At 41.5% G+C, this 15,611-nt stretch carries 11 protein-coding genes and 1 pseudogene; 5 read left to right on the top strand and 7 right to left on the bottom strand.

Annotation, left to right across the window (positions count from 1 at the left end; genetic code table 11):
* The first annotated feature begins 231 nt into the window (after positions 1-231).
* From CDC37_RS18575 to hpsJ-A, 5 genes are all read left to right on the top strand, one after another.
* Positions 232-897: a hypothetical protein gene (locus tag CDC37_RS18575; RefSeq protein WP_096623972.1), complete on the top strand. Its 666-nt coding sequence runs from the start codon at positions 232-234 to the stop codon at positions 895-897.
* Positions 898-2,047: 1,150 nt separating this feature from the next.
* Positions 2,048-2,788 carry a PEP-CTERM sorting domain-containing protein gene (locus CDC37_RS25005; RefSeq protein WP_096623970.1) on the top strand — a complete coding sequence of 247 codons (741 nt, stop codon included), beginning with the start codon at positions 2,048-2,050 and terminating at the stop codon, positions 2,786-2,788.
* Between the two features lie 90 nt (positions 2,789-2,878).
* Positions 2,879-3,673, top strand: coding sequence for a cyanoexosortase A (crtA, locus tag CDC37_RS18565; protein ID WP_231943110.1), 795 nt, complete (start codon positions 2,879-2,881; stop codon positions 3,671-3,673).
* A gap of 336 nt (positions 3,674-4,009) precedes the next feature.
* The gene (locus CDC37_RS18560; RefSeq protein ID WP_096623968.1) at positions 4,010-4,687 is read left to right on the top strand and encodes a cyanoexosortase A system-associated protein; all 678 of its coding nucleotides are present in this window, start codon (positions 4,010-4,012) and stop codon (positions 4,685-4,687) included.
* Between the two features lie 501 nt (positions 4,688-5,188).
* On the top strand, positions 5,189-5,902 hold the full coding sequence (hpsJ-A, locus tag CDC37_RS18555; RefSeq protein WP_096623966.1) for an HpsJ-like protein, cyanoexosortase A-associated: 714 nt from the start codon (positions 5,189-5,191) through the stop codon (positions 5,900-5,902).
* Between the two features lie 19 nt (positions 5,903-5,921).
* On the opposite strand, the gene CDC37_RS18550 is transcribed toward hpsJ-A, so the two are convergent.
* The 7 genes and pseudogenes from CDC37_RS18550 to CDC37_RS18525 form a co-directional block, all read right to left on the bottom strand.
* On the bottom strand, positions 5,922-6,974 hold the full coding sequence (locus tag CDC37_RS18550) for an anthranilate phosphoribosyltransferase family protein (protein WP_096623964.1): 1,053 nt from the start codon (positions 6,972-6,974) through the stop codon (positions 5,922-5,924).
* An 80-nt stretch (positions 6,975-7,054) separates the two neighbouring features.
* Entirely contained in the window at positions 7,055-8,032 is a 978-nt protein-coding gene (locus tag CDC37_RS18545; RefSeq protein ID WP_096623962.1) for a LysR family transcriptional regulator, read from the bottom strand.
* 355 nt (positions 8,033-8,387) lie between these two features.
* A complete protein-coding gene (locus CDC37_RS18540) occupies positions 8,388-11,594 on the bottom strand; it encodes a glycoside hydrolase family 15 protein (RefSeq protein WP_096623960.1) in 3,207 nt (1,068 codons plus the stop codon).
* Between the two features lie 344 nt (positions 11,595-11,938).
* A complete protein-coding gene (locus CDC37_RS18535; RefSeq protein ID WP_096623958.1) occupies positions 11,939-13,048 on the bottom strand; it encodes a HigA family addiction module antitoxin in 1,110 nt (369 codons plus the stop codon).
* Positions 13,041-13,268 (bottom strand): killer suppression protein, encoded by a 228-nt coding sequence (locus CDC37_RS18530; protein WP_096623956.1) that lies wholly within the window; start codon positions 13,266-13,268, stop codon positions 13,041-13,043. Before CDC37_RS18530 ends, CDC37_RS18535 begins: the two co-directional genes overlap by 8 nt.
* Positions 13,269-13,512: 244 nt before the next feature.
* Positions 13,513-13,617: pseudogene (locus tag CDC37_RS25310) on the bottom strand (Uma2 family endonuclease); the annotation flags it as partial.
* 519 nt (positions 13,618-14,136) lie between these two features.
* A complete protein-coding gene (locus CDC37_RS18525) occupies positions 14,137-15,489 on the bottom strand; it encodes a UDP-N-acetylmuramoyl-tripeptide--D-alanyl-D-alanine ligase (RefSeq protein ID WP_096623954.1) in 1,353 nt (450 codons plus the stop codon).
* Positions 15,490-15,611: the final 122 nt, after the last annotated feature.

Below are 15,611 nucleotides of genomic sequence, written 5' to 3'. Positions count from 1 at the left end.
TTGATTTTTCTTCTGCTCCCATCACGGACTCTTCCCTACTCACTAAAAGTTTGAGCAGTTTGTGAGGAATCCGGGAGTTAAGGTTTACTTATGTGACAAATACAAAGATAATTATACCTATGCGAGCTTTTTTAAAGTTAAACTTTGATATACAGCAAAAATATTTGTTTTTCAAAATACCTTTTAATAATCCGTTAATCTTGTTAATAATTTGAAGAGGGATATACAAACATGAGCACGAGCAGCACAGGGAAAACCACCAGTCCACGGCAGCAACGTGCCAAACCCAAAGAGGAAGGAACAGTGGAATCAGGAAATAGCACCCCTAAGACCCAAAACTCTGGTGTGAAGACAAAATCACCAGAGTCCCAACCAACTTTAACCAACGACAGCTCAAACAAAGGAACCGATATGCCAGCGTCCGATAAAGATAACAATGCATCTAGTCCAGAGAAGAGCAAAAACGGTAGCTCTACCAATGTACCAGTCAAAGCCGAAACTGCGAATAACGGGAGTTTAGAAGTCAAAGACACTCTCAATGTTTCTGGGTTGCGTCCCATCGCCAAGAGCGAAATTCAAGTTGCAGAAACAGTTTCTATTTCTGGAATTAGACCGATTGCAGTCAGCGACTTACAGGTATCAGAAACCTATAACGTTATGGGTAATCGTCCCGTTAGCGTAAGTCATCTGCAAGTTGTGGACACCATGAATGTGATGGGAATACGGCCAATTGCAGCCAATGAGATTGAGGTGGTCGATACGATTAACCTATCGGGGATTCGACCAATTGCTGCAAGTTCCATTGCCGTTTCTGAGACCTATTCAATTATGGGTAATCGTCCAGTTGCTTCTAACGAAATTGATGATTATGAGTATTTAATGGGTTTTATTGATTAATAGTTTTGATCCCCGACTTAATTGAAGATTTGGTTTTAGCCTTGGAACTGTGTTAGCCGGTTTGACTTCCTCAACCGGTTTTTTTATTGTAGACTCTGAATTTTAAAGGGAGTAGGGAGTGGGGGAGTGAGAGAAATAATACCGTTTTACTATTCGTGACAAGTTAAGACAAAAGTTTTTTTGCCAACAGTAATAGTAATAAGATATCAATTGGCGAAGAGATATAGTATCAAATTTAGCCAAGTACTAATTTTTGAGGACAATATTAAACGATGCTTCTTCAGATGACGCGATCGCAAACTCAAAAATAGTGTTTTTAAAGCTGATTTTGACCAATATTGTAAGCATTATTGCTTGAGCATCTTAACTTGTTATATCGATTATCTTGTACTTTGAAATAAATGAAACTAGAATAATCAACGGTTACAGCCCCTGATGTGTAGCAAGCATTAGCGTAAACGATATTACCAATGGAGCAGGGGGAGAAAATGTATCGAAATTTGAGTGAAATGGTATAAGTCCTACACTTTTAAGTACCCACTGACAGCTAGCGCTACTTGAACAGCAGACCCGACAGAGAGGTTGTGCTGTTGATAATTATTTCATCTAAACTTTAAAAATAATTTATGTATAATTTCTGCTGACAACACCCGTGATTCCCGACTTTTCCCTGATAAATACCAACCTAGAGCTAATGGAGCAAATTTAAAACTTATTTAAAGGTGGCGGTGGGTAATTGATTTTTTTGACATGACTAGTAACACTTGTGGCAGTATGGTGGATAGGTGTAGTTTGTGTCGGGTTTAAAGTCTTAACATATTTTGGGAATAGCTTCCGTATAAACCCTGGGTATTACCATTGAAACTTAACTTGCTGGTGAAGTTTTGGTAATGCCGTTGAGATTACTGCGATCGCATTGGGAGCAAATTTAGTAAAATTAAGATAAAGTGCGCGAATTATACGAAAATGTACGAGATTCGCCAGTGTGTTCTCAAGGAAACTCGGAATTTCAGCTAGTAGGCGTGAAGTTTAAATTCTACGAGTACTTAATGATGGAAGCAACCAATTTGACGGAACAAATGGAAACGGATCTCACTCAAAGGGTTAAGTCTACCATTACCCCTTATTGCCTTGGGAGAGTGGGCTAAATATGAGCAAATGTAGGATCAGAAAATCGCCACTTTATTGGTTAAGTGCGGGAATCATTACCCTGACAGTCCTGGGTACTAGTGCGGCAAAAGCTGTACAAATTGTCTTTGATGGTGGTTCTCCTGACTTGAGGAGCGCAAACGAAGCTAGTGCTTGGACACAAGCTAATAACTTTTGGCTAGCAGCAGCACAGACGATTACGGGAGTGAACTTTTGGAGTATCGAAACTCCCCAGGGATGGGGTGGAAATCCAAATTACGGTTGGGATGGGAACATACGTTATTACATTTTTGAAGATGCAGGGGGAAGACCGAGTACAAATCCCTATATTCAAGGTAATGCCACGAATATTGTCAGAAATGCAACTGGTCGTTCCTACGTCGGTTCATCTTTGCAGTTAGATGAATATGCCTATTCCTTTGATTTTAATTCCCCGATACAAATTGCTGGGAATACCACCTATTGGTTAGGGTTACATTTAGCATCTGATTATAATTCTGGTTATGTGGCAGACCGGAATAATGTTTATTGGGTGACGACTGGTAATAATTGGGGTGGGAATGGGATGGAATCCTATAATGGGACGTTTAATAACTGGACGGATACGGGAACTCGCCATGCCTTCCAGTTAACCAGCAGAAGTGAAAGTGTACCAGAACCGCTCACGATTTTAGGTACAATTGCAGCAGTAGGTTTCGGAGTTGCGTTGCGTCGCAAATATCAAAATCATCCCAGTAATTAGTTTTGAGTTTTGTTAACAACAGAAATTTTGTATTGTGCAATGATATTTAAACAATTCACACACTTAAAAAATCTGTACAATCCGATATTTTTGTTGTTAGTATTGAGTGCAGCTTTAATTTCGATTCAATTACATTTAGCTTGGAAGTACGAAAACCAAAGTTTATTTGGTACTAGTAGTTTATTTTGGGGTGTACTTAGTTTTCGGTTGTGGGAAAGGCGGCAGCAGCTACATTTCCACAGTGATTTTGTTTCGACAATTTGTGGTGTAATTATCATTTTATTTACACTGATGAAAGTAGACTCAATGCATGGTTTTGGTGGGGTTTACTTTATTTATTTGTTGCCGGTTGTATTTGGTTTTGCTATTGCCCTATTGGCATCAGGAGCTAAATTTCTCAAACATTATCAATGGGAATTACTAACCCTATTTTTCATCGCTGTACCGGAAATTTTACCGCCTTCCTTGGTGGACATTTCACCCTTAACAGCCAAGTTTTCTGCTTTGCTCCTGTGGTATTTGGGATTTGATGTAGTGCGTAGCGGTGTTAATTTATTTTTACCCGGTGGTAGTATTGAGGTTTATTCCGGTTGTTCGGGATTAGAGTTAATCTTCCAATTGTTGGGGTTAGCAGTGGTTTTTTTATTGATGTTTCCCCATCCGCGATCGCAGAAGCTTATTTTGCCAATGGTGGCGATAATAATTGGGTTTGTAGTCAACGGGTTTCGCGTAGCGTTGATGTTATTTTTGGTCGCAAATCAGGATAAAAATGCTTTTGAATATTGGCATATCGGCACTGGTTCATTGGCATTTTCTTTATTAGCGGTGATAATTTTTGCCTGTTGGTGTTGGCGGATTGTCGGACAGCAAAAAAATTTGAATTAGAGACGAACCGTCGGGTCGTCCTACAGGGAATAGGGAGTAGTTGATAACGACAAATATATCGTTTGAGCCTATTTTCTGCCTTCAAGAAGTGGTTAATAAAGTATTTATTAATACTTGAAAAGCATCCTCTGAAGTGCTATTTGTATTTTCTCTCCCTTGAAAATAGGCCGCCATGTTACACCAGAATGTATAAAAATGATTTTATCTGACTTCCTACTCATTAATCACTATTCCCGTACAGACGGGACATGTCGTGTCTTTACCGGTACTTTTTTGCCAACTGCATAAAAATCTGAGAGCAAACATAATTAGACATGATAGGGATGTTGAGTGGGGATGGGATGGAAAATGAGGAAAAATGGCAAACAGATACGGATTGGTTTACTGACCTTAACCTGTGTGAGTGCGATCGCAGTTTTAGTGCGAGTTAGTTTACGACCAAAAAATACCCCTCTGAGTCTAACTCCCTTCAATTTTCCAGAAAGTGTACCCCTCCCTAATTGGCAATTTCAACAAAGTTCCGTTCCCCCCATCCCCCCTAAAGTATTCCTCAAACCCCTAGCACAAAAAAAATATCAGTATGTACGTAATCAGCTACAACTAAATGTGGAAATGCGATATTTTAGTTTAGAGAATGCATCCATGACCTTGTATATCAAGGATTATACGGAGATTAAATCCGTACCCGAAATTCGTTATCATCCAGAGGTTGGATTTTATGGAATTGGTGTGGAGGGAAATCTTGCTTATTTAAGTGCTTGTATTAATCCTAGGGGAAAAGCGACTTTCACTGATGCACAGTTCAAACAAAATCGCTATAAATTTGATTTTCAACCTCAACGCTTGTTAAGTTGGTTAATTCACGATGAACCCCTTTTAGACCGACGCTGTTTATGGACACATTTTTCCCTTCCCATCAGCAATCCCTCTCAATCTCAACAAAAAATCAATTATCTAGAAACAGCATGGTTTGATTGGTATGCATGGTGGAAAACCAGATTTCCCCCACTTTGAATAGATATACTGTAAGCGGTTCGCAATTAGCTACATAGTCCAATTCAAACTGTTAATTGATTGTTGTTTGTAGTATATAGCAGTAAATAAGTGGGTGAAAAAATTATAACTGTGATAGTGGAGACAATTCAACGGATTGTCTGTAGAATAATGGTTTTGCAGCAAATTCTAACCATATCTAGGTTGTATCTTTGGTTGCTCCGTACTGTGACTGTTTCAAAAAAATGTTGGCAACCCATTCTGAATCCCAGACGTAATCTATGTAACCCATTCTGAATCCCAGTAATCTATGCAACCCATTCTGAATCCCAGACGCAATATATTGCGTCTCTACAAACACAATTCTGACAAAAATTGTTAGGATATATTTTGATTACCCGTTCCCTATTCCCCTAATCAAAAAATTGCGATATCTTAACCAAGATTTTCCTATCTATATCCATGAAATTAAATAAATATTTAGAAAACAAAGATTAATATTCCATTTTAAATTATAGACCCATGACTAAATCTGAGATTAATAGTGACAGAAAACCGGATTTTTCTCACTTGGATACTAGCGAAATCGCCGCTTTAGGAATTGTGCGTGCAGTTGGTTACGGTTTAATAATTTTAACCATTTTAGATTGGGTTAGTATACTTACCCCTTTGAATGTGATGAATCCAGTTTGGGAATTTCAAACCTTTGGTCAAATAGTAGAAAGAGTTCCCGTTCCATTAATTGGTTTAGCAATGGCTTTTTGGGGTGGCTTTATCAATCGTCGTCGTGGGGAAATTGGTTTTTTAAAACTTTTGTCTCTCTTGACTTTATTTTTAGCATTAGTATTTTATCTCTTGATACCATTAACGATTACGAATACGATGCGGTTGGATAAACAAAATACAACCCAAATTGATAATGCTCTCAAACAACAAATAGCCCAAGCAGAAAACTTTGAACAAAAAATCGACCAAGCCAATAGCGAACAAATTAATCAATTATTACGCGCTCAAGGTATCAACCCTGGTGATAAGAGCTTACCTCAAATCAAAGATGAATTGCGATCGCGTGTTTTCCAATCAAAAGAACAAATCAAAAATCAAGCCCAATTTACCCGCAATTCTCGCCGTATGAACTTGTTAAAATCTTCGATTAAATGGAATGTTGGCGCTGTGGTGGCAGGAACTCTATTTATGTACCTGTGGAGAGCAACTGCTTGGGTACGGGAAGGGTGATGCAATTGTGGATTTTCGATTACGAATTATTTGGTAAACAGTGATTGCGCAAGTTAATTAACGTATTACTCACAGCACCACTACTGAATAATAATTCGGCTTTTTGAATCCCTGTTGTGATGTCTTCACAAATTCCACAACGCCAAAGATAAAAACCTCCGTTCCAAATAGCACTTTCGGTCAATATATTATTTCTCCCATCCAGAAGTTCTAGGATATTGTGGATGAATTCGCTTGTGGTGGTCAAGGCTACATTTTGATGCTTAAATCCATGTTGACTTGCGGATAAATGTAACCTGGTAATTTCACCATTGCCATTCCCTAAACCAATAATCGCTGTGCGATCGCAGGGTAAATCCACGCTTCCTTCCAATCCTTTAATTGTGGTAAATTGCTGAACACCCCGTAATTTCCAGGCTTCAAGAAACATTCCTTCTGTGGGTGGATGGACAAAACCAGAAATTTGATGAGCATTTCCAGCGTAGGGACACCAAATTAATTCCATCGTCGCTAGGGGTGGACGTTTTCCCAATTGGTCGCGGTATTCCCAAAGATGGTTGGTTAGGGGAAAATGCAGGGGTGTATAAATAAAGCCAATACCAACTTTTTCTAGTATATTTTGATTTTGGGTTAGGGATAAACGCGTCCAATCAACCCCCAAACCTTGCCAAATCTCAATTAATGGTAAGCCGTATTTTGTGGGTAATCGTCCTCCCCCATGCATAATCACCGGTTGTTCCACACTGGCTAATAGTAAAGCCGTGATGGGACTGATGGGTGCGGTACGACTGCGACCATCATAGGGAATTCCGAATACGATTACGGGACGTTGACTGGAAACAGGTTGAAACTTAGGACCAAAACCCTCGAAGGTATCCAACATCCCTGCCAATTCCTCACCCGTCGGTCGTTTGATGCGATGGGCAATTAAAAAAGCACCAATTTGAGCCGGGGTCGCCTCCGCCAATAACATCATTTTAGCAGCGATCGCGGCTTCAGTGCGGCTTAAGGATTGGGATGTGTGGTTTCCGCTACCCACTTTGCGTAATAAATCTCGAAAAACAGCACTCATGTTTTTAGGTGAGAATACAGGAGATAGAACCTGGATATATTTCTGAGGTATTTTAGTATTATTAGCATTTCCCCTGCGAACTAACTTGCTCGACGCAGCACCGCATCCGACTGGGGAGGGATATTTTCACAGACTAATTGCCAAAATTTTTGAATCGGGGGTATTTTTAACCGGTCTTCGGTTGTCACCATGACAACTTGACGGGTTAGGGTTGGGTGTTCCAGTTTGTTGGTAATAACGGGGTTAATATTTCCACTTTCGAGGATAGAATTAGAGATAGGACGAATTGCCAGGGTGGGGTCATTACGGGCTTCAACGAGGGCTGAATGGGGCAGAAGGGCGATAAATTCTCCTTGTCGCACGACACCGCGAAAGGCATCTAAGGTATTGACTTCCAGGGCTGCTTGCAATCGGGCTTCCAGGCTGTCAAATTTGTCTTGAATTAGGCGTTGCATTCCGTAACCATCCTTAAAAACAACCTGGGGATAGCGAATTAATTCTGACCAGGGAATCGATTCGTAGGCGGCTAGGGGATGGGTGATGGCCGTCAAAACCTCTATCGGTTCATCATACAATACTTGTATAACCATTTCTTTACCAGTGGTGAGAAAACGGTTATTCATGACTATCGCTAAATCTACTAAACCGTCCTTAAGAACTTTGAGAGCGCGATCGCTTCCTAGTGATGTCACTCGCAGTTGCACTTCCGGGAAGTCATGACAAAATTGTTGCAAAACTGGCGGTAGGTAATAGGCACAGAGGGAATGAATCGCTGCAACACATAATTCTGGTTGTTTACCTTCCTTTAATTCGGTTAATTCTTGGGTAGCATTTTGCCACTCCTGACAAATTTTTTTCACCCTTGGTAACAACCTTTCCCCTGCTAATGTTAATTTTGCCTGACTGCTACGGTGAAACAATTCTATCCCTAAATCTGCTTCTAGGGATTGGATTTGCCGACTGACCGTTGATTGGGTAATACCACATTGGCGTGCTGCCGATTGAAAACTACCTGTTTCCACAATCGCCAGAAATGCCTGCAACTGTTCTAACCGCATGTCTAAATGTAGCCCGAATTACATTGGAGGATGAAATAACGTTAATGGATCTTGCTGCTTTTTTTGGTAGATTTCGCTACACCCAGGGGGATTGGGTAAGGCTAGCATTGTTTAACACTTGACAGTCGAACTTCAAGGGTTAAGTAGGGCTGACGGAAAAATAGTATATAGTATAACTCTGATAATGCAGGAGTTAGAGGGTATTTTAGCCGCAAAAATTGCTAAAAAATAGGTATAAGGCTTCAAAACCCAGCATTTGTAATTTTTTGGGTCTCGTGAAAAGTGGAATCGGAATGCTTCCAACCCATACAGAGGCGACATATCGCCTCTGTACTCCCTATTCCCTATTTTCCAGCTAATTGGCAAATTCCGTGAGTAAGCGTACAGCTTTGACCACATAACTGGCACAATCACTGGGGGAAGCGTCGTAAAATGAGTCCCAGGCTTGGGATTTTTGTTCGTCGTATTTGTCGCTAGCGTCGGGATGTTTTTCTAACCATGCAACGCGGACTGCATAACCGATAAGAACGTCGAGGACTAGGTATTCTTCAATTTGGAGGTCGGGGTTTTGAGCTGCGATCGCTGCGAGTTCCATTAGGGTTTCAATGCAAACTTGACGATATTCGGGGGATTCGATTTTGTTGAGCAGATGTTCGACGCGAAGGGCAAAGTTTTTCTCCCCGGGGGTCATTTCCGCTAAAATCGATTCGCTGTCTAAACGGTTACGACGTTCCAGTTTATCACCGATGACTAAACCTTTGCAGTGTTGCATCACTAGCCAGACGTTTTTGTAGAAGTCCTTGGGAACCCTTCCGGTTGCACCTTCGGCTTGACGAAAGCGTCTCCAACCAATTTGGGGGACTTCACTGGTGTCTTTACTCAAGGTCGGTTGGACAACCCATTGGATGTCGCTTTCTTTTTGACGGATGTGTAGGGATTCCTGTTGACGTAATAATTTACTCATGCCGGAATATTCCGATAAAACCTGTCGCAAACGGGTTTTGACTTCAAAGGGCGATAGTTGCATGAGGGTTTCGTAGGCTTCGTCCTGGGTAACTTGTAGTTCGCTTGCGAGTTCGCTGGTAATCAGCAAAATTAGGTATCCCACTCGTAATGTCAGCAAACCTTTAAATAAGTCTGGTTCACTGCGGTTGATGGAACCGAGATAAATGAGAATTTCCTGGGTCAAAACGCGATCGCGAATGTCTTCTCGACAAAAGGCGTTGATTTTATCGGTAATTTCTTGAATGGGTATGGGTGTGGAAATTACGGAGGCGGCACTGTAGGCACGACCGACGGTGATTTGTTTACCCCGGACGAGGATGGATGTCACCACGTCTGATAAGCCCACGTAGACCATTTGCCGTAATCCAGCAGCTTTACGTACTACCGCCCACAATCCCAGTTCTCCGGCTTTGGTATAAACTTCATCTAGGAGTTGGGCAACGGTGACGGGGTAGTTGGGGGAACCGCTAAACCCGGTGTCGAAGTCCATCCCTTTTAACCGGACTAGGGTTTGCAATAGTTCGATTTGTTCGTAGAGGTTTTCCGATTCCCGTAGGTGGTTAAGTAGGAGTTCCAGGTTGGTCTCACACTCCATTTGGAATTCCTGGGTATGTTCCAAGGGCCAACTTTTTTCCGGCTGGAATCTGAGGTAGGAACGTTTCCAGGGGGTGACTTTGGTTTCGTTTTGGTTGAGTGGGAAACTATGGATAAAATCAATGCGTTCGGTGTTGGCGGTGAGGATTAATTGATTTAAGTGTCCTAATTTGACCCGAACACCGCCGCAAATACCATCCCGTAATTCCTGCATCAATTCTAACAGGGCACTTTGTCCGGTTTCTAACATGGTACGGGTCAACATCAATGTAAACATCGGCCGACCCAGGTCTGTCCAATGGTCGTGAATGTAAGCGAGTTCGCTGCGAATTTGGTCAACGAAGAAGTGATAATCCAGGGTTAAATAAAATTGCTGGGCATCTAAAAAGGAGGGAAGGAAGACAACCGTATGTTCACCGATGCGGAACAAACGGGATGTGGTCAAACTCCGTAAGCGTCGAAAGGGTCGTCCGGTAATTCCCAATTTGTCATTACGTCCCAATTGCCGATAAATAATAGATAATTCCTTGGCATTGCGAATTTGGATCGGTGCAACCTGCTTGGGGGTTTGGGTTTCAATCCCGTATAGCTGTAGTTGATTTTGCAGTCCTTCATCTTCGGCAATCAAAGCCACCTGAATTACCACTTCTCGGTGTTTTCCAACCCGTAAATGTCGTCCTAGGGGGTCAATATCACCGATGGCGATTAATCCATCCTTGAGCAAACAACCCAGGTAATATAAACTTTGGGCCCACACAAGGGGAATATTATCATTGGGAACACGGGGTTGACTGTGGGGATTTTCCCGTTCTGCTTCGATATGCTCCTGCTGGACGTAATATAATTCCGGCAGTAAATCCATCCCATCCCGTTCGACCAACAGAGCTTCCAAGCGCCGATAGTATTTTTTTACCCGTTCATAATCCCCGGCGAACAAAGCATCCAAAAGCAAATAGGTGAAAAATAACGGCCATTCACACTCAATATGCTCAAATTGCTTCAACTCCCAAGGTTCGTAGTGTAGACGTTGGGTATCTTCAATCACCGTTTGATGACCATCCCGCAAAAACCGTTTACACCCATAGCGACCTTCCAACTTCGTGACAATCTCATTTAACGTGCGATCGCGTAATTCCTGGTCTTCAATGGCAAAAGCTGGATAGCTGATAATACTTAAGGTGGCAGCATCAATTTCCTTGGAGGCTGATTCCCTGGGTAGTAAGGATTCTAGGGTAATTCTGGCTCTAGCAATTTCGTCGGGGAGAACATGGACAACCGATGCATGGCTACCCCTAACACCAAATAAATCCAAACCATTCATGGCTTCCAAAGCAGCTTTGGCCATCCCCACCGAACTCGCATTTAATTCCGGATTGCCATGATTAATTTTATTACCCCGTTCCCAAATCCCGTAATCAGGGGTACGATAGGCTCGACCGATGTAGTAAACCAAGTTTTGGACAAAATCCACCTCATCTAGGGTATAAATAATTTGCAACCCAGATTCGGTCATTTGGGCTAACATCAACAAAAACAACGAAGTGGCATCAATTTGCAAATGTCCCCATTCATGGTCTCCCACAACCACATCCCCCGTTGCAGTATCGTATTTGGCATGGAGAGCATCTAGGGGTGATTGGGTTTGTTTAAATTTTTCCACCTTGTGAGCTTGTCGCATCATTGCAAACAACAAACCCCGCATCAACTTAATCACACTATGTTCCAGTTCGTAACCCCTGCCTTTATCATCATCGATTTTGCGATAGGCTAAGGCTAACCCCCACACCGCTAAAATACTGTAGACATTATCCCGTACCCATGCGTCAGTATAGTTCCCGTGTTCATTAATAGCTGTACTAGCTGGAAGTAAACCAGTAATCGGATTTTGACGTGCCAGAATAATTTTTTTTACCTGGTCGTAGTAGTAATCAAGGCGGTTCAGGAACGGTGTTAATGCTTTCATAGTGTGACGTTAACAGCAAAAATGCAGTTGCAGATAGACTTCGTGCAATACAGATACCCAATTATAAACCGGAGATTGCAATGATTCAGAATATCGATTGTTTCCTGTTCCCTATTTATTTACAAGCGAGAAATTCGGGTGACAAGTAATTTTAGCTACAATACTTTTCTAGAGACTTTAGTATGCGACAGCTATATTTTCCACGTTCATCCGTGAGGATGGTTAATGCTTGAAGAGGTACAGTATTGCTTCTCTACTGTCAACTGTCAACACAACAAAAAATAAATATATCAGTGCAAAGTATAATTACCCAGAAATATCCCTCTTATTTGCTAGTTCCACAATTATTCCTCATTTTTAGCCCATTCCAAGCGAACTTTTAAATCATTACAATGACTTTTGGGCAAGATATTATCGTGCTGAAGTCTGCCAACGACAATACCCGGTGCAATACCTATTTCTGAGGCAAATTTTTCTATAGCTACTTTGCTAAGGCATTGACATGAATTTATAAAATTTTCTAATTTAGCGCGTGGAATTAGGATGTCTTCCGCAAATTGATTTGCTTCTGCTTCCTTTTGTTCATTTTCTGGTACTTGGATACCTTTACCTTCCAAAAAAAAGTCCCGTTTTCCATGTAGTAAAATATGACCTGCTTCATGGAAAAAAGCAAACCATAAATGGTCATTTGTCTTATAACGCAGGCTAAGTTGGATTAATGCCTTTTCCGGATTCAACCAACGAGTCGCTCCACAAGTTCTTGTTTTTGGCAATTGAGGTACAAAAACCACTGCCACACCAACTTCTGCACATAAGCGTATTACTTCTGGTTGAAAAGTTTCTGGTGGTTCTAGCGTTAACTTCCGAATAGTTTCCAAGTTTTTCCGAAATTTATTGGCATTATAAGTCATGCAAGGTATATTAGCCGCTTCTATTTCTCCTTGACGCAACCAAGCAGCCAAATGACCAAAATCACTTTCAAATGCCTGAGATTTCCGAAAATACACGCTACTTTCTTCCCATATATCTTCCCACTGCTGTGGAGATACAACGGAAAAAAAATTTAAGACTTCTCGCAATTGTTCAACCTTATCTTGAAATTGTTGAATCCACCCAGCCTTAATCATTGCTTTTACTGGAATTTTATCAAGCCAAGCAACCTGTTGTTGCAAATTTTCACTTTCTTGTTGCCAAGCCAAAGCTTCTCTATATTCTCTTTCACGATTATTCCAAAAACTTGCCGATACACCCAAAACTCTCTCTAACTGCAATGCTGTTTCTGGGGTAATAGCTGCTTTCCCGTTGATAATTTCGCTAATAGTTTTTTTGGGTCTACCCGTTCTTTCTGCTAATTCAGCCTGAGACATACCGCGCTCTTCAAGAATTTCTTGAAGAGTCTCACCAGGAGGAGAAACGTAATCCGGGACGTATTGATTTTGGAGTTTGTTACTCATGGGTATCCTCCACATCTAAGGATAGCTGACCTGAGCGATTATGCAAGAGTTCGTGGCAACGTCCTGGAAGATTTCGCATTTCGTCCAGAGAGTTGGCTGCACGTAAATCATCAAGTCGTTGTCGAATTTTTTTCGCTCTGATTTTTCCCTGATTTTTCTCCAAAAGCCTCTGGTTGTTGCACTCTTTCTCAAATTTTTCATTTTGAAACACAATATCCATTGTACATGTTTTTAGCAGTATTGTTAACCCTTAAGGTTATCAGCATTTCCAGTGAGTTTATATAAGTGAGTCGGAAATCCTTACCAAAAATGAAAAATTTGCACTATTATGGTATATTTATACTACAAAGCCTTTACAGAGTTTAATTTCTTGAAATTGTTGAATCCGTTTTGCGATTCCTTTCAGGATAGCTTCGCTTACCACCAACTTCTACTAACTATGAAATGTGCGTTTAACTACCAAATCAACTCCCAGTGTCGAAAATTTGCTGTGCGGTGATATTTAATTCGGGAAACACAGAAGAAATAATGCGATCGCTCCCCCGAAATAGAGAAACTTGGTACTCTTCATACAAATACTACAATATAGCTACACCCTGCGATCGCAGTACCCTTTTACCAGACTTGGACCCGATTTGATTATCTAGCTCGATCGCCAAAACAAATCAAACCCCAGCAGTTAAAAATTACCGTCAAGCATTACAACAGGAATAAAATATCAATAATACTAAGCTAGTGTGCAGCGTTCATTTCTGTAAAACAAAAATCACCAGTCTTTGTGGTACGGGTCGAAAAGCCTGTATCTATATATATTACGAGGGATATAAATTATTGGATATCAATGATTTGTATAGTATAGCTCTAATGAAAAATCATCGTTACGGTTGATGAATTTTGGCGACCCATTATTTGCAGAAATACTGCATATTGCGACAATATAACACTGGTGGTTTTGGGAGACGCGATATAGCCTCTTTCAAAGGAGCTGAGTCGCTTTCGCAACACGCTACGCGTTTACGTAGTATGGCGAAGCTAACGCTAACGCGTCTCTACAAACAATTATTTGGGGTTGACGAATTTTCCCATCCTCAAACCAACTCAGCGCGTAGTTGATTTACAACTCGATCTAAACCAACTGAATGAGCGGCTTTAAACATCAATCTATCCCCGGATTGGACATAGTTTTTCAACCGTTCCACCAAATCTGCATGGCTAGTAAAACATTCTGATGTAATCCCTTTCGCATGATTCAGGATTTCCTTGGCATCTCTGCCATCCACTAACACCAGCAAAGCATCCAAATTTAGTTTACTCGCAGTTTCCCCAATATGGGCATGTAATTGTAAAGAGTGATCGCCTAATTCCTTCATTGCTCCTAAAACGGCGATGCGACGTTTACCGGGGGTTTCTGCTAACATATCCAAGGCAGCCAACATGGCTTCGGGAGCAGCATTGTAGGTTTCATCGAGGATAATCACATCGTTGGGTAACTGATAACGTTGCGATCGCCCGGATGGCATTTCCACTGTCACTCCATCAGCAAGGGTATCCCAATCAATATTTAACACCTGAGCGACAGCAAGGGCTGCTAAATAGTTAGTGGCATTATGCTTACCTGGTAAAGGCAATTTAAACGACTTACCAGCAACTTGAATCTGCTCACCACCAATTAAACTACCACAAATATCCCCCTGATTTAAACCATAACTCACCACCCTTCCATTCCAAACCCGTTGGGATGTTTCCACTAACAACGGTTGGTCATAATTGAGAATTGCCACACTATCAGTAGCCATGTGTCCTAATAACTCACACTTAGCCTCGGCGATCGCTGCTTCGGAACCCAGTAATTCGATATGGGCAGTACCCACGTTCGTAATTACCCCAATCGTCGGTCGCGCAATTTCCGTTAACTCGGCAATTTGTCCCCGACCACGCATAGCCATTTCAATCACCGCAAAATCATGTTCCTCCCCCAACTCCAGCAAAGTCTTCGGTACACCAATTTCATTGTTAAAATTGGCATAGGTTTTATGTACCCGACCTTGAGTTGCCAAAACTGCTGCAATTAACTCCTTCGTCGTCGTTTTCCCCACCGAACCGGTCACACCAATAACCGGAATATCAAAGCGATCGCGCCACCATCGACCCAATTGTTGATAAGCTGTTAATGTATCCCCAACCCGTAACATCGGGAATTCACAAGCGGGAAAATCGTGATCCACAATCACCGCAACAGCACCCCGTTCTATTGCCATTTCCACAAAATCATGGCCATCAAACCGTTCCCCCCGCAATGCGACAAATATTTCCCCGGTTTTGAGGATGCGTGTATCCGTTTGAATTCCTGTACAGACTTGACCTAGTAACTCACCGCTAATATTGACTGCAACCGCAGCAATAGCATCAACAACCTGAGCAATCGTGGCAGAAAATGACATAAAATGACTTTCGCAAAGATATAAGAATTTACAATTGCTATTTTCAAACCCTGACAATTCGCCAAGGATAAAAGCGATTACATCCTAAAGTTTTTTTTCTTCATCCGGAAGGGTGGAAGTTA

The sequence above is a fragment of the Calothrix sp. NIES-3974 genome (genome assembly GCF_002368395.1).
In the GTDB taxonomy this organism is placed as follows: Bacteria; Cyanobacteriota; Cyanobacteriia; order Cyanobacteriales; family Nostocaceae; genus NIES-3974.
This window is presented reverse-complemented; position numbering and strand designations above follow the sequence as displayed.